This is a genomic window from Synechococcus sp. MU1642 (assembly GCF_020514115.1).
Lineage (GTDB): Bacteria > Cyanobacteriota > Cyanobacteriia > PCC-6307 > Cyanobiaceae > Parasynechococcus.
Genome location: NZ_VTKZ01000016.1, coordinates 1 through 18291 on the forward strand (window position 1 = coordinate 1; position 18291 = coordinate 18291).

19 protein-coding genes, 2 tRNA genes and 1 pseudogene are annotated in these 18291 nt (G+C 60.8%); 11 read left to right on the forward strand and 11 right to left on the reverse strand.

What is annotated here, in order from left to right; genetic code table 11:
* A pseudogene (locus FZZ85_RS11235) lies at positions 1-364 on the reverse strand (photosystem II q(b) protein); the annotation flags it as partial.
* A 187-nt stretch (positions 365-551) separates the two neighbouring features.
* Here FZZ85_RS11235 and FZZ85_RS11240 point away from each other — a divergent pair.
* Positions 552-698 carry a hypothetical protein gene (locus FZZ85_RS11240; protein WP_226415280.1) on the forward strand — a complete coding sequence of 49 codons (147 nt, stop codon included), beginning with the start codon at positions 552-554 and terminating at the stop codon, positions 696-698.
* 27 nt (positions 699-725) lie between these two features.
* The gene (locus FZZ85_RS11245; protein WP_226415283.1) at positions 726-1049 is read left to right on the forward strand and encodes a hypothetical protein; all 324 of its coding nucleotides are present in this window, start codon (positions 726-728) and stop codon (positions 1047-1049) included.
* Here FZZ85_RS11245 and FZZ85_RS11250 read toward each other — a convergent pair.
* Positions 1046-1960, reverse strand: coding sequence for an aspartoacylase (locus FZZ85_RS11250; protein WP_226415338.1), 915 nt, complete (start codon positions 1958-1960; stop codon positions 1046-1048). The genes FZZ85_RS11245 and FZZ85_RS11250 overlap by 4 nt on opposite strands.
* Before the next feature lie 70 nt (positions 1961-2030).
* Between FZZ85_RS11250 and FZZ85_RS11255 the strand changes: the two genes are divergently transcribed.
* From FZZ85_RS11255 to FZZ85_RS11270, 4 genes are all read left to right on the forward strand, one after another.
* Positions 2031-3005 carry a glutathione S-transferase C-terminal domain-containing protein gene (locus FZZ85_RS11255; RefSeq protein ID WP_226415286.1) on the forward strand — a complete coding sequence of 325 codons (975 nt, stop codon included), beginning with the start codon at positions 2031-2033 and terminating at the stop codon, positions 3003-3005.
* Positions 3002-3640, forward strand: a complete 639-nt coding sequence (locus tag FZZ85_RS11260; RefSeq protein ID WP_226415289.1) for a DUF2301 domain-containing membrane protein — start codon at positions 3002-3004, stop codon at positions 3638-3640. The genes FZZ85_RS11255 and FZZ85_RS11260 overlap by 4 nt, the downstream gene beginning before the upstream one ends.
* Entirely contained in the window at positions 3637-5538 is a 1902-nt protein-coding gene (locus FZZ85_RS11265) for an ABC-F family ATP-binding cassette domain-containing protein (protein ID WP_226415292.1), read from the forward strand. Before FZZ85_RS11260 ends, FZZ85_RS11265 begins: the two co-directional genes overlap by 4 nt.
* A gap of 138 nt (positions 5539-5676) precedes the next feature.
* A complete protein-coding gene (locus tag FZZ85_RS11270) occupies positions 5677-5895 on the forward strand; it encodes a CP12 domain-containing protein (RefSeq protein WP_226415295.1) in 219 nt (72 codons plus the stop codon).
* Between the two features lie 30 nt (positions 5896-5925).
* Here the strand turns inward: FZZ85_RS11270 and FZZ85_RS11275 are convergent, their stop codons facing one another.
* On the reverse strand, positions 5926-6108 hold the full coding sequence (locus tag FZZ85_RS11275; protein WP_226415297.1) for a hypothetical protein: 183 nt from the start codon (positions 6106-6108) through the stop codon (positions 5926-5928).
* Between the two features lie 92 nt (positions 6109-6200).
* Positions 6201-7190 (reverse strand): Obg family GTPase CgtA, encoded by a 990-nt coding sequence (gene cgtA, locus FZZ85_RS11280; protein ID WP_226415299.1) that lies wholly within the window; start codon positions 7188-7190, stop codon positions 6201-6203.
* A gap of 58 nt (positions 7191-7248) precedes the next feature.
* Here cgtA and FZZ85_RS11285 point away from each other — a divergent pair, with 58 nt between their 5' ends.
* Positions 7249-8427: an ABC transporter ATP-binding protein gene (locus tag FZZ85_RS11285; RefSeq protein WP_226415301.1), complete on the forward strand. Its 1179-nt coding sequence runs from the start codon at positions 7249-7251 to the stop codon at positions 8425-8427.
* 22 nt (positions 8428-8449) lie between these two features.
* Here FZZ85_RS11285 and FZZ85_RS11290 read toward each other — a convergent pair whose 3' ends face one another.
* From FZZ85_RS11290 to FZZ85_RS11305, 4 genes are read right to left on the reverse strand one after another with little or no spacing between them, the layout of a single operon-like run.
* Positions 8450-10888 (reverse strand): endonuclease MutS2, encoded by a 2439-nt coding sequence (locus FZZ85_RS11290; protein WP_226415303.1) that lies wholly within the window; start codon positions 10886-10888, stop codon positions 8450-8452.
* Entirely contained in the window at positions 10851-11249 is a 399-nt protein-coding gene (locus FZZ85_RS11295) for a VOC family protein (RefSeq protein ID WP_226415305.1), read from the reverse strand. The genes FZZ85_RS11290 and FZZ85_RS11295 overlap by 38 nt, the downstream gene beginning before the upstream one ends.
* A gap of 4 nt (positions 11250-11253) precedes the next feature.
* Positions 11254-12255 (reverse strand): porphobilinogen synthase, encoded by a 1002-nt coding sequence (hemB, locus tag FZZ85_RS11300; protein ID WP_226415307.1) that lies wholly within the window; start codon positions 12253-12255, stop codon positions 11254-11256.
* 39 nt (positions 12256-12294) lie between these two features.
* A complete protein-coding gene (locus tag FZZ85_RS11305) occupies positions 12295-13266 on the reverse strand; it encodes a DnaJ C-terminal domain-containing protein (RefSeq protein ID WP_226415309.1) in 972 nt (323 codons plus the stop codon).
* Positions 13267-13382: 116 nt separating this feature from the next.
* On the opposite strand from FZZ85_RS11305, the gene FZZ85_RS11310 reads away from it, so the two are divergent.
* Together FZZ85_RS11310 and FZZ85_RS11315 are read left to right on the forward strand one after the other, a co-directional pair.
* Positions 13383-13796: a vitamin K epoxide reductase gene (locus FZZ85_RS11310; protein ID WP_226415311.1), complete on the forward strand. Its 414-nt coding sequence runs from the start codon at positions 13383-13385 to the stop codon at positions 13794-13796.
* Position 13797: 1 nt separating this feature from the next.
* Positions 13798-15474 (forward strand): SulP family inorganic anion transporter, encoded by a 1677-nt coding sequence (locus FZZ85_RS11315; RefSeq protein WP_226415313.1) that lies wholly within the window; start codon positions 13798-13800, stop codon positions 15472-15474.
* On the opposite strand, the gene FZZ85_RS11320 is transcribed toward FZZ85_RS11315, so the two are convergent.
* On the reverse strand, positions 15462-16109 hold the full coding sequence (locus tag FZZ85_RS11320; protein ID WP_226415315.1) for a tRNA-(ms[2]io[6]A)-hydroxylase: 648 nt from the start codon (positions 16107-16109) through the stop codon (positions 15462-15464). The two genes, FZZ85_RS11315 and FZZ85_RS11320, sit on opposite strands and share 13 nt — an antisense overlap.
* The gene (aroQ, locus tag FZZ85_RS11325) at positions 16106-16546 is read right to left on the reverse strand and encodes a type II 3-dehydroquinate dehydratase (RefSeq protein ID WP_226415317.1); all 441 of its coding nucleotides are present in this window, start codon (positions 16544-16546) and stop codon (positions 16106-16108) included. The genes FZZ85_RS11320 and aroQ overlap by 4 nt, the downstream gene beginning before the upstream one ends.
* An 84-nt stretch (positions 16547-16630) precedes the next feature.
* Here aroQ and FZZ85_RS11330 point away from each other — a divergent pair.
* A tRNA-Tyr gene (locus tag FZZ85_RS11330) sits at positions 16631-16712 on the forward strand.
* 10 nt (positions 16713-16722) lie between these two features.
* Positions 16723-16794, forward strand: a tRNA-Thr gene (locus FZZ85_RS11335).
* Here the strand turns inward: FZZ85_RS11335 and FZZ85_RS11340 are convergent.
* Positions 16776-18257, reverse strand: a complete 1482-nt coding sequence (locus tag FZZ85_RS11340; RefSeq protein ID WP_226415320.1) for a glycoside hydrolase family 13 protein — start codon at positions 18255-18257, stop codon at positions 16776-16778. The two genes, FZZ85_RS11335 and FZZ85_RS11340, sit on opposite strands and share 19 nt — an antisense overlap.
* Between the last annotated feature and the right edge of the window lie 34 nt (positions 18258-18291).

The following is an 18291-nucleotide window of genomic DNA, read 5'->3' on the forward strand; positions in this document are numbered from 1 at the left end:
CGATGAGGAAGTGGAAAACAACCAGCTGGAAGGGGCCGCCGTTGTACAGCCACTCATCGAGGGAAGCAGCTTCCCAGATGGGGTAGAAGTGCAGGCCGATGGCGTTTGAAGAAGGAACAACAGCACCAGAGATGATGTTGTTGCCGTAGATCAGGGAGCCAGCGACAGGCTCACGGATGCCATCGATGTCGACCGGGGGAGCGGCGACGAAAGCGATGACGAAGCAGATGGTGGCAGCCAGCAGTGTGGGGATCATCAGCACACCGAACCAACCGACATAAAGACGATTGTTGGTGGAGGTGACCCACTCACAGAAGGCCTGCCAGCTGGAAGCGCCGGAGCGCTGCTGGAGGGTGGTGGTCATGAGAACGGAAAGAAATGTTCCCGAAGGAACGGTTTAAGGAAGGGCAGGTGAGCCCTGCCTGGTGGAGAGTGTAAAGGAAGTTTGCGCTGTGTGTCCACAGATTGCGAAACAAACGAATAACGGCTCCAGGGCAGATGAGCGAGGCTTCCGAAAGACTTAAGATTCACGAGACTCGCCAGGGCTCTTTTTGGTTCTGATCCGCTGGATGCAAGCCGGCCATCGGTTGGAGGAAACCGTTCCTCTGACCCAGGCCCGTTACAGGCGACTGGAGCTGGAGGCTCAAGGTGCCACCGTTTATTGGAGTGAACGTCTGGCCCAAGGCCAGTTCTGCTGAGAGGCTGGGTCCAATCGGGGCAGTCCCATGCAGCGTTTGATTCCTCTGCTTTGTCTTGGGGTGACCTCGGTTGGTATCACCAGTTGTGGACTGGTGTCCTTCAGCGGCGACCAGCCAAAAGCCAACACCAGAGCATCAATCAAACAGCTGGAACGACGGATCAACCAGCTGGAGCAAGAGCTCAAGTCACCTGCCGGCGATGCCGACAGCAAGACACCAGCCGGCCCGCTGCGATCACTCACCCTGCGTATTGGCACCGAGGACGATCGATTGCGTATGTATTGGGCGGATGGCCAGACGAGCAATCTGATCTGCTCAGTAGAAGGCAAAGGTGTCTGGGCCTGCGGTTAAGCCGCAGAGAGCAGCTGCTTCAAGGCCGGCAGCCAGGTGGGCTCCACGGGCCACACCTCCCTGCACGTGAGGGAAAAAGCGATGCTTTTCTCCGCATAGGCCGCTTCGTTCACAAACACCGGAATCTCCCCTTCAACCCACCCCTCACCACGATCGGTCCCATCCGCAGCCCGGAACATGGGCTGGGTTGAGGCGATGTCCTGCCAATCGCGCCCCTGTAGTTCGGGATGAACCAGGGCCTGCGGCTCTCCGTTCTCCGACTTGGGGAGATCGCGACTCCCCAAGTGGCGATGCACCACTAGAGCATCCGGTAGCCGGGCTAACCCCTGACGTGCCTGATCCAGGGCCCTGAGACACGTTTCCAAGCCAAGACGGGTTTGTTCAACGACCCGGGCATTGAGCAGACCTTGCGGCACAGGACCGACCTCTATCACCAGGCCGCAGGGCCAAGATTCCACGAGAAAGCCAGTCTGCTGAGCATCGGCTTCATGCAGATAAATCGGCAGGCCAAGAGCCCCCTGCACCAAAGCCGCGAGGGCGAGATCAGCGGGGCGCCGGCCATAAACCACCAAGGAATTTCCCATGGCCGCTGTGGTGCTGTGCAAATCAACGGCCACAACGCAGGGCTGATCCCCGCTGGGGCCATGCAACTGCAGGAGTTCGCCAGCACGCTGGAACTCCAAGCCGGAGGCCCCCTGCTCCAACTGTGCCGGGAGGAAGCAGCGATTGAGGTCACGATCGATGTAACGGCAGCGGCGGCGCAGCGCTTCCGGGTTGCCGATCACCCGTTGCACCGCCAAACCTGCAGCGTCAATCAGATCAGGGTTGGCCTGCCACTGCTGCAGCAACCAAGGGGCATTGACCTCATTCCCATGGGTGCCGGCCACCACGAGAACGCCACAGCTGCTCATGAACCACAGCGAACCAAGTTCTGACTGAAGCACGAGTCACAGCGAGGATGAAAGCGATTCAAACCACGCCATGTCGATCCCACCTGTCGTGGTCACGGCCGCCCGTCGCAGCTGGCGATGGCAATGGCAACGGCTCATGGGTGGGCTGGGCCCAGCCGATGCGGCCGGCAATTACACCCGACCAAGCAGCGATGCGCTCGCCCCGCCGGCCTTAAACCCCGCGGACCTGCTCCAGCGCAGCGCCGGCCAACGACCGCTGCTGGTGATCGGACGCAGTTGCCCTTGGGCCCATCGCACCTGGCTAATGCATCAGCTGCGCCATCTGCACGAAAGCGTCACCCTCCTAATGGCACAGGCAGATCACAATGCTGGTCGCTGGGCCCTCAATCCAGCCTGGGAGGGGTGCGAAACGCTGCTGGAGTTGTATCAGCACTGCGACGCCCCCCCTAGCTACCGGGCCACCGTGCCTGTGCTGGTGGATCCCAAAAACCGCACCCTGCTGGGCAATGACAGTGCTCCACTCGTAAACCTGTTGAACCGCTGGCCCCATCAAGACGCGGTTCTTGACCTGGCACCGGCGGAATCAACCGACAAGATCCAGGCCTGGCAGCAGCTGCTGCAACCGGCCATTAACGATGGGGTTTACCGCTGCGGTTTCGCCCGCAACCAAGCGGCCTACGACCGCGCTGAAGCCGATCTCTTTGCCGCCCTCGATGCGGTGGAGCAAAGCCTCGCAACCAATGGTCCATGGCTATGCGGGAAAGCACTGACCATGGCTGATGTGCGGCTGTTCCCCACCTTGATCCGCTGGGAGCTGGTTTATGCCCCACTGTTTGGCTGCAGTCGGCACCCGCTCTGGCACTACCCGAACCTCTGGGCCTGGCGACAACGCTTTTACGCCCTGCCGGGCGTGGCGGACACCTGCGACGGCAACGCCTGGCGACACGACTACTTCGGTGCCTTGTTCCCCCTCAATCCCGGCGGGATCGTTCCAGCCGGTCCCGACCTGAGCACACTGGTAAACAGCACGGCAGTGTCGGGATGACCAGCGCAGATCCAACCTTTGAAGGTGTCTACGGCATCTACTCGATCACCGCTGCCGATCGCCAGGAGGTGCGTTTCTATCGAATCGCCCTATTGATAACTGGCTTCAGCCTGGCCGCCGGAGTACTGCAGTGGTGGCAAACCGATAACCCCTGGGCCTGGCTCTGGATGTTGCCGATGGCCACGGCCCTGGGCCTGGCGCTCCGCTGGATTCACATCTACCTCCGCCCCTTGCACCGCGCCCTTCAACTGTTCTGGCTCGGCGGTTGCATCGGTTGGGGTGCACTGCTGCTGCTGGCCGGCCCCACCGAAGCGCTCTCCACCCTCCGGGATCAGCCGCTCTGGATCCTGGCCATCGGCCCGCTGTTTGCCGCCTTAGCCGGCATCGGCTTCAAAGAGTTTTTCTGCTTCCAACGACCTGAAGCCATCGGCCTCACCTTGCTGCTGCCGGCAGCGCTGCTGGGGCATCTGATGGGGGTAATCAATGGTCCCCTCTGCCTGGCTCTACTAGAGAGTGCAGCGTTGCTGCTGGTGCTACTGGCCCTGCGCAAATTCGGGATGGATGCGGCAGCGGATGTGGGCGACAAGAGCGTGTTTGCTTATCTGGACGGTCAACTGCCCGCTGGCACGCCGTGAGTCTGATCAGCCTGGTGAGTGCTGCCAAGGATTTCGGCATCCGCACCCTCTTTTCCGATCTCGACCTCCACATTGGAGATGGCGAGCGGCTGGGCCTAATCGGCCCCAATGGTGCCGGCAAATCCACGCTGTTGAAGGTTCTGGCGGGGAAGGAACCCCTCGGGGAGGGAGAACGCCGCTGTTCTCCCCGGCTGCGGGTGGAGCTGGTAGGTCAGGAGAGCCGTATCACGCCGGGGCTCACGGTGATGGAGCAGGTGCTGGAGGGCTGCGGCGCCAAACGGGACCTGCTGGTGCGCTTCAGCGCCCTCAGCGACGCCATTGCCGCAGACCCCAGCAATGAAGCGCTGATGGCGGAGCTGGGTCAGCTCAGCCAACGCATGGATGAAGAGGAAGCCTGGAGCCTGGAGCAGCAATGCCGGGAAGTGCTGCAGAAATTGGGCATCAGCGATCTCCAGCGCCCGGTCGAAGACCTTTCCGGTGGCTACCGCAAACGGGTGGGTCTGGCATCAGCCCTGGTGGCCTGCCCCGATGTGCTGCTGCTGGATGAGCCCACCAACCACCTCGATGCCGCTGCTGTGGAATGGCTGCAAAGCTGGCTGGATCGCTATCCCGGTGCCCTGGTGCTGGTCACCCATGACCGCTACGTGCTCGATCGGGTGACACGGCGGATGGTGGAGGTGGACCGAGGCCAGGCCCGCACTTACCAGGGGAACTACAGCACCTTTCTTCAGCACAAAGCGGAAGAAGAGGCCTCAGAAGCAGCCTCAGCGGCCAAGTTCAAAAGTGTGCTTCGCCGCGAATTGGCATGGCTGCGCCAGGGCCCCAAGGCCCGCAGCACCAAACAGAAGGCGCGACTGCAACGCATCGAAGCGATGCGCGAGCAGAAACCCAATCAGGCCAAAGCAAAGCTGGAGATGACCGGCATCGGCCGGCGCATCGGCAAACAGGTGATCGAAGCCGAGGCCGTTGGCGTCACAGCCGATGGGAACCAGGGTGGTCGCCCACTCCTCGATGGCTTCAGCTATAGCTTCAGCCCTGAAGACCGAATCGGCATCATCGGCCCCAACGGCAGCGGCAAATCCACCCTGCTTGATCTCATCGCCGGACGGCGCGAGCCCACCCAGGGCAGCCTGCTCCTTGGGGAGACCGTTCACATCGGCTATCTGGACCAGCACACCGAAGCCTTCAACGAAGGCAAGGGGCTAGATAGGAAAGTGATCGAGTTCGTGGAAGAAGCCGCCAGCCGGATCGATCTGGGGGGAGAACAGGTCACCGCATCCCAGCTTCTGGAACGCTTTTTGTTTCCACCAGCCCAGCAGCACAGCCCCTTGGCCAAGCTCTCCGGAGGCGAGCGTCGCCGCCTCACCCTCTGCCGGATGCTGATCCAGGCGCCAAACGTGTTGCTGTTGGACGAACCCACAAACGATCTGGATGTGCAAACCCTCAGCGTTCTCGAAGACTTTCTTGAGGACTTCCGGGGCTGCGTAATCGTTGTTTCCCACGACCGCTACTTCCTCGATCGCACCGTTGATCGTCTGTTCTGTTTCGACCAAGGACGGCTCAATCGGTTTGAGGGGAACTACAGCGCGTTTCTGGAGCAGCAGCGTCAGGAGGAACGCAGCCAAACCCAGGCGAGCAAACCCTCCAAACCAAACCCAGAGCGCAGCCGCGAGACCAAGCGCGACGGCCCGCGGCGTCGAAACTTCAAGGAAAACAAGGAGCTTGCGGCTCTTGATCAACAACTGCCTGAACTGGAGCTGAAGAAAGAGGAACTGGAACAACAAATGACCCAAGAGGGCGCTGACATGGCCAAGTTGAGCCTGGAATTGGCTGATCTGATCTCCCGCATCGAACAGGCCGAAGAACGCTGGCTGGAACTCAGCGAATTGACGCCCTGAACAATGATCTAGAGCCATGGTTGTAGCCACGGCTACCGCAACTTCAGATCAACTTTGTCGGATGGTCATGGGGCGGGATTCCACCACTACAAAACCGATAAATCGCCGTAAAGTGCCTTTAGGCCACGGTCTGAATTCATGAAGTCCATCGACGAACACATCCAGCAGGATCAATCGGAAATTGAAGCTGCCAAAGCAGCTGGAGACGAGGCCAAGGTTCGTCACCTCACCGATGAGCTGAAGTCACTAGAGGAATACAAAGAACACCACCCCGGCGACAGCCACGACCCCACCTCTCTGGAGCTGCATTGCGAGGCCAATCCCGATGCTGATGAGTGCCGCGTCTACGACGACTGATACAACGAACGTGGTAACTCCAACGAGGGCTCAGTAGTCCTCGTTGTAATCAGAAGGGCTGCCGGTCAGGCTGCAGACGACAGCCTCTTCGTGACGCATCGCCTTCACTTCGGCGATAGGGCGCCCCATCCGTTGAAGCACAGCAACAGCCCCTTTCGTTTGGCACCGGGCAATCACGTCGCCTTTGTTGTCCAGACAGATGTAGAAGGTCATGTCATGGGAGAGACATTCCCGTTATGGCTCTCATGCGATCAGTCCACAAGCATCGATGTGGCTGATCACATGAAGATTGTCTGGAGCTCAGCTCACACCCCGAGCTCGGCCCAGGTTTCGGCCAACAACTGATCGAGGTTGGCTCCCATCGCTGCAGAAATGCAGAGAACGGGACGACCACTCGCCGCTTCAAGGTTTTGCCGCAACGTGGGGAGATCCTCCTCTGACACCAACTCTTGCTTGTTGATCACCAACAAACGTGGTCGATCAACAAGACCATGGCCATAGGCCTCCAGCTCCTGCTGGACGACGTTCAGGTCAGCCACGGGATCCTCGGATCCAGCGTCTACGAGGTGAATTAGTAAACGGGTGCGTTCGATATGGCGTAGAAAGTCGTGGCCAAGACCAGCACCCTGGGCAGCACCTTCAATCAAGCCTGGAATGTCTGCGAAAACGGTTCCATCTCCACTGGGACGGCGCACAACACCAAGGTTGGGGACCAGAGTGGTGAAGGGGTAATCGGCAATCTTGGGTCGCGCTGCCGACAGCACGGCGATCAAGGTGCTCTTGCCTGCATTGGGAAGACCAATGATGCCCACTTCAGCCAGCAACTTAAGTTCCAGTTGCAGGGGCCATTCCTCACCCTCTCGGCCCTCGGTGAATTTCTCCGGCGCGCGGTTGCGGTTGCTCAGGTAATGGGCATTGCCCAGACCACCTCGTCCTCCAAAGGCAACGGTGAGACGTTCCCCCGGCGCTGTGAGGTCGCCCAGGAGAATGCCAGTGCGCAGATGGCGCACCTCCGTGCCGCAAGGCACCTTGATCACCAGGTCTTTCCCGGATGCACCAGTGCATTTATTTGGGCCACCGCGTCGCCCGTCGTCGGCAGCGAACAGGCGTTTGTATTTGAAGTCGAGAAGGGTTTGCAGATTGCTATCGGCCTCGAGAACCACGGGAGCCCCAGAACCGCCGTCACCTCCGGAGGGGCCTCCAGCCGGCACATACTTTTCACGCCGAAATGCAGCGATGCCATCGCCGCCGCGACCGCCTCGGACCGTGATCCGTGCCTGATCGATGAACTGCACGGTGCTTCCGGCTCAATCCAGTCCTTAACCCTAAGATTCAGCCGCTGCAGCTCTGCCGTTGGCCGGCGTCCATTTCGAAGACCTCAGCAAGACCTTCCCAGGACGCGGCGGTGGGGAACCGGTTGATGTGATTCGTCAGTTGAATCTGACGATCAACGATGGCGAGTTTTTGGTGCTTGTCGGTCCCTCGGGGTGCGGCAAAAGCACCTTGCTGAGACTCCTCGCCGGTCTCGACAATCCAACCAACGGCGAAATCAGAATCGGACCCCGGCCCATCAGCGATGTGCCGCCGGCGCGCCGCAACGTCGCCATGGTGTTCCAGAGCTATGCGCTTTACCCGCATCTCAGCGTTCGGGACAACCTCAGCTTCGGATTGCGCAGAAGCCAGGCAAGGACAACATTCCAGCGGATCCAAGACCAAGCCTTTCGATCCACGCGCGCGTTGCCCAAACCACTGAGAGTGCGTTCGGCAAGAGAAGAACGAATCGAAGCCAGGGTGAACACCGTTGCCAGAACTCTGGAACTAACGGAATTACTTGAGAGAAGGCCGAAGGAACTCTCAGGCGGACAGAAACAACGGGTCGCCCTCGGACGCGCCATGGCGCGCAATCCAGAGGTGTTCTTGATGGATGAACCGCTGAGCAATCTTGACGCCAAACTCAGAACGAGCACGCGCCAAAGAATCGTCCAGCTGCAGCGAGAACTGGGAACAACAACAATTTATGTCACCCATGATCAGGTGGAAGCAATGACGATGGGTGATCGCATCGCGGTGTTGAACCAAGGGCGCTTGCAACAACTGGGAACACCAATGGAGTTATACACGTGGCCCTCCAACATCTTCGTCGCCCAATTCATTGGCAGCCCATCGATGGGCTTATTGCCGGTCACGGTGGGCCCCAATGCGACGCTGAACTTGGGGCGCAAACGAATTCAAATTGAAGGCGAAATGGTCGAACCTTTACTTCAACGAGAAGGCCAACATCTCACCGCAGGTTTGAGACCTGAACGCTGGCATCTGGCACCGGCAACGAACCGAAACCACCAAGCCGAGGTGAACCATTGTGAACGTCTGGGGAATGAACAGATCCTCAGCTGTCGGCTCCTGGATTGCGATCAACTGATCCAAGTCAGATGTTCAGCGGAGATCAACATCAGCACCGGCGATACCATCAACCTCAACCCTGACCCCACAGGCTGGCGGTTGTTTGATGCGGATGGAGAAGCTATCCGTTAGCCATTGAAAGGGTTGAACCAACTCAGCGCACCCAGACAACGCTGCAGCCCGGTCCACCGTCCCCTTGTTCAGCATCGGTCACCCGTTCCACATAGGGCACAGTGTCCAGCCAGGCGCGCAGGCCACGCTTGAGCTTGCCCGTGCCAATGCCATGGATCACCCAAACCGGGCCATTGGCACTGCGCAGGCATTCCTCAACCGCTGCTTCGGCCTCATGCACCCGCATGCCACGCACATCAAGAGTGTTGCGACTGGTACGCACCTGTGCACCACCGACGCCAGCTGAACGTGCTTGCACCTTCACCACCGGCTTTGGAGGCGGCTCGGGCTTACGACCATCCAGGCTTTCAACTGCCGCCAGATCCACCGTGGTGCGCATCACCCCGCAACGGACCGTCAGCTGAAGGCCGTCATCGGAGATGGCCAACACATCCGCAGCCTTGCCGAGGGCCAGCAAGCGCACGCGATCGCCCACCGCCGGACGCCAGCCCGGCTTGGGAGCACGCCGTTCAGGGGTGGGGCGGTGATGGTCCTCCAAGCTGCGTAACCGTTGCCCAGCCCGCCGCGCGGTTTCCCCATCCGCGCGCTCATCACGCAGGCGGCGAATCAGGGTGCGAACTTCCTTCTGGCCTTGGCGGATCGACTGCTCCAAGCGTTGACGGCCCTGCTCCTGGTGTTGCGCGGTCTGCTGCTTTTGCTTGTGCCAGCGCTGCAGCAACTCCTCGTGCAGCAGCTCAGTGCGTGCCAACAGTGCTGCAGCGTCTTCTGCCGCGGCCTGTTGGCGCTGCCGTTGCTCCTCCAAGCCGCGGATCACACTGTTCACCTCACCATCACCCCCTGGAGCCAGAAGCTGCTGGGCCTGGCGAAGCACATCCGAATCGAGCCCCAAGCGCGTTGCAATCGCCAAGGCATTGCTGCGTCCAGGAATTCCCCACAGCAATTCGTAAGTGGGAGATAACGTCTCAGGATTGAAGGCCACAGAGGCATTCTCAAAACGAGCGTCGTCGTATTTGAGGGCCTTGAGTTCACCGAAATGGGTGGTGGCAATCGTGAGCCGGGCCCGATCGGCAAGAGCCTTGAGCAAAGCCGTGGCCAAAGCCGTTCCCTCGCTGGGATCCGTTCCGGCACCCACCTCATCCAACAGCACCAGGGCAGGGGCACTACCGCGCTGCAGCGCCTCAAGAATCCGCCCGATGCGCTTCACATGGCCGCTGAAGGTGGACAAGCTCTGCTGAAGGGATTGCTCATCTCCGATGTCCGCCAGCACCTGGGCACACCAGGGCAGAGAGGGTTGCCCTGAACAGGGCAAGAGCATGCCGGCGCGCGCCATAAGTGCAGCAAGGCCGATGCTTTTCAGGGTGACCGTTTTTCCGCCGGTGTTCGGCCCAGTGATCGCCACCACCCGCAGCTCCGGCGACACCTCCACCGAAATGGGAACCACGGGCGGCCCATCTGCCCGCTTGTGCTGCCACATCAACAGTGGGTGCCGCAAACCTGAAAAGCGAAACGGAGCCTCCGCTGCCGGCTCAAGCTGCGGCTCCACGCCGCCAAGCCAGCGGCCGTAACGCCCGCGGGCCAGCGCAAGATCAAGCGTGCGCAGCACAACCACAAGCTGGTTGAGGGCGGACGCCTCTTCAGCCACCAGAGCACTGAGCTCCGCCAACACCTTGCGTTCCTCATCGCGGATGCGCGACTCCAGCTCCACCAGCTTGTTGCCCATCGTGAGCACCGAGCGGGGTTCCACAAAGAGGGTGCTGCCTGAGGCGGAACTGTCGTGAACCTGGCCGGGCACCTGGCTCACCGCACCGGCCTTCACCGCCAGAACAGGACGGCCATGACGCTCTGCGATCACACTGTCCTGCAGCGATGGGGCCAGGCGCCGAAGCAACTCCTGAAGTTTGTCGCGACGCTCCTGGCGCAGCCCGTTCCATTGCTGCCGCAGCGCCGACAATGCCGAGCTGGCGCGATCAGCAACGCGACCTCCCTCTTCGAGGGCAAATTTGAGCCTCTGCCCCAACTCCGGCAGCGTCACCATCGTTTCAATCAACGCGGTGCACACCGGGCGTAGATCGGGGTCGTCGATCTGACGGCGCAAGCGACGGGCCGCTACCAACGTTTCCGCCACGTCCAGCAGCTCTTCACCAGAGGCCACACCACCCTTGCTGCAGCGAAGCACCACGGGCTCGAGGTTCTGCACGCCTCGGAAGCTGAGTCCCCCTTCGGTGAGGTCATCGAGCACCGCCATTTCAACGGTCTCGGCCAGGCGTTGTTTCGACTCTTCCAGGCTGGCCGGCAGCGGTTGAGCCCTGGCCGCATCACGACCCATGCCGGTGCTGGCAAAGCCGCTGAGATGATCACAGACCCGATGCCACTCCAGCAGTCCAAGGGTTTCTTGCTGAGCCCTATCCGCCTCTTGACTCAAGTCAATTGCAGTTGGAGGGGATGCCACCGGGGGGTTCATAAAGCATTTCAAGCCAGTTGCCTTCCGGGTCTTTCAGATAAAAAGACGCCGTGCCGTCGCGGTGGTCATGGACGGCACCAACGTGCACACCCTGCGCTTTGAGACGGTCGTGAATCACATCCACCTCCGTACGATCGCGGAAATGGAAGGCGAAATGTGGGCCAGCGGCCTTGTAATTAGGGCCTAACAAAGCAAGCCCGTCGCATCCTTCCCCCGCTTCCAGATAGCACCAGTCGTCGGCGCGCCAAACCAGACGCATGCCCAGATCGGTGTAAAAGGCAACAGCCCGATCGACGTTCTCAACGCGAATCGCAACGTGACCGAGACGATCCACACCCTTGGGTTGATCGGCTGTTGCCATCGGATCAGGCCTCCTTCAACCAAGCCGCTGCATCGCAGGCGTGGTACGTGAGGATCAGATCGGCACCGGCGCGCTTGAAGCTCAGCAAGGTCTCCAGCACGACAGCCTTTTCATCAATCCAGCCCCGCTCGGCCGCGGCCTTCACCATCGAATACTCACCACTCACGTTGTATGCAGCGATGGGGAGTTCCGACTCCTCGCGCAGACGGTGGATGATGTCCAGATAGGCCAAACCAGGCTTCACCATCATGATGTCGGCTCCCTCCTGCTCATCGAGCTGGGCTTCAGTAATGGCTTCCCGAGCATTGGCGGGATCCATCTGATAGGTGTCTTTGTTTTTGGGGATCGGCTTGCTGCCGGCGGCACGAGGGGCGGAGTCGAGGGCCTCGCGGAAGGGTCCGTAGTAAGCGGAGGAGTACTTCGCCGTGTAGCTGATGATGCCCACACGCTCGAAGCCTTCATCGTCGAGGGCTTCCCGGATGGCACCGACCCGACCGTCCATCATGTCGCTGGGGCCGATCAGATCAGCGCCCGCTTCAGCCTGAACAACGGCCTGCTTGCAGAGCAGTTCAATTGTCTCGTCGTTAAGGACCACTCCGTCCTGACTGACGATCCCGTCATGACCATCGCAGGAGTAGGGATCCAGGGCGACGTCGGTCATGATCGCCATCTGAGGGATGGCTTCCTTGATCTGGCGGATCGCCCGCGGAATGAGGCCATTGGCGTTGAAGCATTCAGCCCCGTCTTCGGTCTTCAGCCCCTCAGAGACCTTCGGGAAGAGAACGATGCAACGCACCCCCAGGTCGTAAGCACGCTGCACTTCGCCGGTGAGGGCTGCCAGGCTCCAACGGCTGGCACCAGGCATGGCACCGATCGGCTCCACCTCAGCGCCTTCATGCACAAAGAGGGGATAGATGAAGTCTGCAGCCGAGAGGCTGTGCTCACGCACCATGGCGCGTAGTGCGGGCGTACGCCTAAGACGACGGGGGCGGTAGGTGAGCTCCATCAGACCCAAACACAAGGAGTGATCGTAAGGGTCACCCGATCAGAGGGCCGCCGATCGAAGCCACTCTTGACGTGGATGGTCCGTGCGCTTGGCACGCAATTGCTCGAGCAAGCGACGCTCCTGCTCACTCCATGAGGGCGGCATGGCCAGCGTCAGAGTGAGCAGGAGATCACCGCGACCTGTCTTCGACGGCCAGCCTTTGCCCTTCAGCCGCAAGCTGCGGCCCGGGGCGGTGCCGGCCGGAATGCTCACCTGGGCATCACCATCGGGCGTCATAACTGAGACCATGCCTCCAAGGGCCAATTCATCAAGGCTGACGGGCAGATCGGCCCGCAGCTGATCCGACTCCAGGCGCCAGATCGGGTGCTCCTGAACCTTGAGGTTGAGATAGAGGTCGCCCCGCCGTCCGGTTCCAGGTTGCAAATTGCCCTTGCCCTTCAAACGCAGACGCGAGCCATTCTTCACCCCGGCAGGGATGCGCACCTGGACGCGCTCGTTATTAACCGAGAGGCTGCGTTCGCCACCGCGAAAGGCCTCCGCAAACGTCACATTCACCGAAGCTTCGGCATCCAGATTCACCGGAGCGCGTGAAGCCTGGGCACCACGGGGGAAACCGCCTCCTGCGAATCCACCGCCGGGGAAACCACCCCCAGGAAAACCACCACCGGCCGGTCCACCGAAACGGCCCAACAAGTCGTTGATGAAATCGTCGAAATTGCCGTAGCGACCGAAGTCAACATCCATGCCGGGGGCTGCTCCCCCGCCCATACCGCCGGCCTGATTCCAGTACTGGCCGAATTGCTCATAACGACGCCGTTTCTCAGGATCGGAGAGCACTTCGTAGGCCTCACTGATCTCCTTGAAACGCGCTTCAGCCTGGGCATCACCGGGGTTGACGTCAGGGTGGTATTTGCGCGCCAGGCTGCGAAAGGCTTTCTTGATGGCGTTGGCATCAGCGCTGCGATCGACACCGAGCACCTGGAAATAGTCCTTGTATCCGCTGCCTGCCATACCCGTTCGGTGGTGATTCCAGTCTCGCCGCAACGGGGCTTGCGTTGTTGCTTCCGCATGGAGGGAAGCCCGAACGCATCAATGCGACCTAGCTTCAGACGAACCGCTGGATCAGCATGAGGAGCACGGCTTCATCCCTGCTGGCAAGCGTGCTATTGGCAACTGGCGGAGCTAGCGGTGGCCCACCGGTATCGGCAGCTCCCTCCTGGACCAGCACGATCGCAGAGCCCCTGCGCGACTCCAGCCCCCAGGCCCTTGCACTGACGCAGCATCTGAAGGCGATTGAGGCCAGGTTTTACGGCGATTGGACCTGCCCGGCCTGCTTCAAGCAGATGAACCTTTTCGGCAAACAGGCCGGAGCGGACCTGACCTACGTGGAGTGCCGCAAGCCGAAGCAGCTACCGGAGCAAGCCAAAGCCTGCAACGCCGCAGAGATCCGGGCCTACCCCACCTGGGTTCTCCCCGATGGACGCCGAAAAGTTGGGGTTCAGTCCTTGGAAGCCCTGAGCCGCTGGAGTGGCCTGAACTGAGATGGCACTGATTCACGGTCTGCATCAGCGCAACATCCGAGGCGACCTTCTCGGAGGATTGACAGCAGCCGTTGTCGCGCTGCCCCTCGCCCTGGCCTTCGGCAATGCTGCTCTTGGACCAGGGGGCGCCATCTATGGCCTGTATGGAGCGATCGTCACCGGATTCCTCGCGGCTCTGCTCGGGGGAACTCCCGCTCAGGTGAGCGGACCCACCGGACCGATGAGCGTCACCGTGGCGGGGATCGTCTCGAGCCTGGCCGCCATCGGCATCAGTCGAGATCTCAATGTCGGGGAGATGCTGCCGTTGGTGATGGCAGCTGTGGTCATCGGTGGTGTGTTTGAAGCCCTGCTCGGGGTGCTGCGGCTAGGGCGCTTCATCACCCTTGTGCCCTATTCAGTGGTCTCCGGCTTCATGTCGGGGATCGGTTTCATCATCCTGGTGCTGCAACTCGGGCCCTTCATCGGGGTAAGCACCCGGGGCGGCGTGATTGGGTCCCTGAGTTCGCTGATCGAGGCACCCAGCTGGAACCCAGCAGCGCTCGCCGTTGGATTAATGACACTCGCCGTGGTGTTCCTGACCCCCCTGCGCATCCGTCAGTGGGTGCCAACGCCTCTGCTGGCGCTGCTGATCGTGACGCCGTTGTCGCTGGTGCTGTTCAACAACAACCGGCTACTGGAACTGGGCCTTGAACCCATCGCCCGGATAGGTGCAATCCCTGAAGGCGGCTTGCAACTGGTATTTCCCGATTTCAGCCAACACCTGCCGGAGCTGGTGAAAGCCGGCATGGTTCTCGCCCTGCTCGGGGCCATCGACTCATTGCTCACCTCCCTGGTGGCCGACAACATCACCCAGACCAATCACGACTCCAACCGTGAACTGATCGGCCAGGGCATCGCCAACACCGCGGCCGGGTTTCTCTCGGGTCTTCCCGGTGCCGGAGCCACCATGCGAACGGTGATCAACATCAAATCCGGTGGTCAGACGCCTTGGTCGGGCATGACCCATTCCCTGGTGCTGCTACTCGTGCTGCTGGGGGCGGGTCCTCTGGCAGCACAGATCCCCACAGCGCTGCTGGCGGGAATCCTGATCAAGGTCGGCCTCGACATCATCGACTGGGGCTTTCTGCTCCGCGCCCATCGCCTGTCAGCGAAAACGGCCGCGCTTATGTATGCGGTGCTGTTGATGACCGTGTTCTGGGACCTGATCTGGGGCGTTCTGGTGGGGATGTTCGTCGCCAACCTGTTGACCGTTGATTCGATCACGCGGTCTCAACTGGAGGGGATGGAGCAGGACAACCCTTCCGATACCACGGAGGCACGACACGCCAATCTCTCCTCGGAGGAGAAAGCCCTGATATTCCGCTGCGGTAAGGCGTTAATGCTGTTCCGTCTGCGCGGCCCTCTGAGTTTTGGCGCCGCCAAAGGAATCAGTGCCCGGATGGGGTTGATCCAGAGCTACAGCGTGCTGATCCTTGACCTCACCGACGTGCCTCGCATCGGGGTAACAGCAACCCTGGCGATTGAACGCATGGTGGAGGAAGCACGATCAGCGGGCCGCACCCTGTTCATCGCCGGTGCCAATCAGGCCCTTGAACAAAGGCTGAGGCAATTTGGTGTGGAGGGTGTGCTCCGGCATTCCAGGCTGGATGCCTTGCAGGAGGCCGCTCAGCTGATCTGACTGGAGTCAACCCCGCAGGAATGCATCCGCACATCTTCAGGGCGTGCCAACTCCCCTTCCAGCGCCTTTACTTCAGCCCGGGCAAGCACTTCAAGGCGCTCGACGATCAGCTCCCGCGGATAGCGCTGCTCACACAGCACCCAATATGAGCCGAAGTGGCGGGCTTCACTCGCCAGCAGATCGCTGTAAAGCGTGCTCAACTGGGGATCCGGACTGTGCTCGGACAGCAGAGCCATGCGCTCATGGCTGCGGGCTTCTATCAGACCGGCCACCAGGAAGGAGTCGAGCATTCTTTGCGGCTCACCTTTACGGATCTGCCGGGCGAGATCAGCGCCATAGCCAGGGGAAGGCAGCGGTTCCAAGTAGCGCCCCCGCGCCTTGATCAGAGCAAGAACTTGCTCGAAGTGCTCCAGTTCTTCCCTCGCCAGAGGGCTGAGGGCTTCGCCTAGACCCGGTTCGCAGAGATAGCGGAACATCATTTGCACCGCAGCCCCGGCAGCCTTGCGTTCGCAGTGGGCGTGATCGATCAGCACCTCCATCGGCCGTGCATTGGCCTGCTCCACCCAGCTCCAACTGGTGGGCGCAGCCAACCAGCGGATCGAGGCCACCGTTTTCGAAGGAACACTGAGGGTCATGCGTTCGGCCTGAGGTAGCTGAGCAATCCTTTCAAGGCAAGGCTGTAACTGGCGGGTCCGAAGCCGCAGATCACACCCACAGCGCGCTCAGCCAGAAACGAGTGATGGCGGAACTTTTCCCGGGCATGGGTGTTGCTGAGATGCAATTCCACGTAGGGGATCGCGACGCCAGCCAGTGCATCACGGATGGCGATAGAGGTGTGGGTGTAGGCCCCGGCGTTGATCAAGATCCCATCGCATCGGCCCATGGCCCGGTGAATCCGGTCCACCAGGGCGCCTTCGAAATTGCTCTGAAAGCAGTCCAGCTGCACAGACTCCTGTTCCGCCTCCCGGCTCAGCGCCGCTTCGATGTCGGCCAGAGAGGAATGGCCATAGATCCCAGTCTCACGCTGGCCCAACAGGTTCAGATTCGGACCGTTCAGCAGCAGAACGTGCATGGCTGGAGGCCCCTTCAGTTCGCCAGATCGTATCGAGATAATGAGGAAGGACACACCGACTGGTAAGTTCTTCCGGTGTGGTTCGGGTCGGTGCCCGAGTGGTTAATGGGGGCGGACTGTAAATCCGCTGGCTCTGCCTACGTTGGTTCAAATCCAACCCGGCCCATCCTCCACATGCCCTTGTAGCTCAGCGGTAGAGCACTCCCTTGGTAAGGGAGAGGTCTCGAGTTCAAGTCTCGACAAGGGCTTTCTTCCTCCCCTCGGCACCAGGGGAGAGGGGTTGCGACCCCAAAACAGCCGCTGATTGCGGTCCAACACCTCGGCTGTCGACAGTTCCCATCCTCCAAACACAGGAACGTCCTGGCTCGATCGTTAGGGGAACATGATTAGAGCGACTGCGGTTGATCACGACACGTAGGCCATCCGCAACGCCCTCAAGCACGTCCGCCCCATGAGCTGACCAGCCCAGACCCTCTCTGCGCAAGACCCCATGGGCACAGCGGAGTTCTGCGAGGGACTGAATGAAAGGGCGCAGATCAGCGGGCCAGAGCACATCCCAGGGATAGGCCTCACGGCAGGCCGGTCCAGGACCGCTGGAAGGGCCCGGTTCAGGGCCACCCGCCAGAGCAGCTTCGGTCCCGTAGTAAATGCAGGGCGCCCCCGGGTGGAGAAAGAGCAGCAGCAGGGCCAACTTCAGGGCCTCCAAGTCGTTGTTGAGGCTGTGAAGTGCCCTGGGCACGTCATGGCTATCGAGCAGGTTCATCTGGGCCCTGTTCACTACCTCCCGATAAGAACGCGTTGTTCTCGTCCAGATGGTCAACAGAGCCTGACCATCCAGGGGGTCGAGGGGGTATTCCGAATTGCGGTAGTCCCGCCGCAGTGCCTCACCAGCGGCCCAGCAAATGCTGCTCCAGCCCAGCCGGTAATTCATCACGCCATCGAAGTGATCCCCCTGCAGCCACGTGGTCGCATCACCCCACACCTCTCCAACAATCCAGGCCTCCGTGTTGGTAGACCGCACCATCTGCCGAAACTCCACCCAGAAGTCGGCCGGGACCTCGGCAGGGACGTCGAGACGCCAGCCATCAATACCCTGCTCGAGCCAGTGACGGCCAACCGCCAGCAAGTGCTCCCGAACCCCTGGATTGGCATGGTTGAACTTAGGCAGATCAGGTAAGGCCCACCAGCCGTCGTAGCCGCAGTCCTCGCCTGGGGCGGGATAGGGCTGCAGGGGCCAACGGTGCACATGGAACCAATCCCTGTACGGCGAATCCGCACCGTTCTCCAACACGTGATGAAAGGCCCAGAAGCCTCGGCCGCAGTGGTTAAACACCCCATCCAGAACCACCCTCATGCCGCGCTGATGCACGGCGTCGATTAAGTCCATGAGTGCTGCATTGCCCCCCAGCAGAGGATCCACCTCGAAGTAGTCGTAGGCGTGGTAACGATGGTTGGCGGCTGAACTGAAGATCGGCGTGAGATAGAGGCAGGTGATGCCCATCTCTTGAAGCCCATCAAGAGCATCGATGACGCCGTAGAGATCCCCGCCCTGGAATCCCTCCTCGCAAGGGTCAGCCCCCCACGACTTGAAGGCGAGATGGCGCTGCGCATCGACCCTCCCACTGCGGCGAAAACGGTCGGGAAAGATTTGATAGAGCACCGCATCCGCCACCCAGGCGGGGGGATTGCGAAACGGAGTGGTCGCTGCCAAAACCTTTGCAGTCAGCCATCTCCTGGCTAGCAGG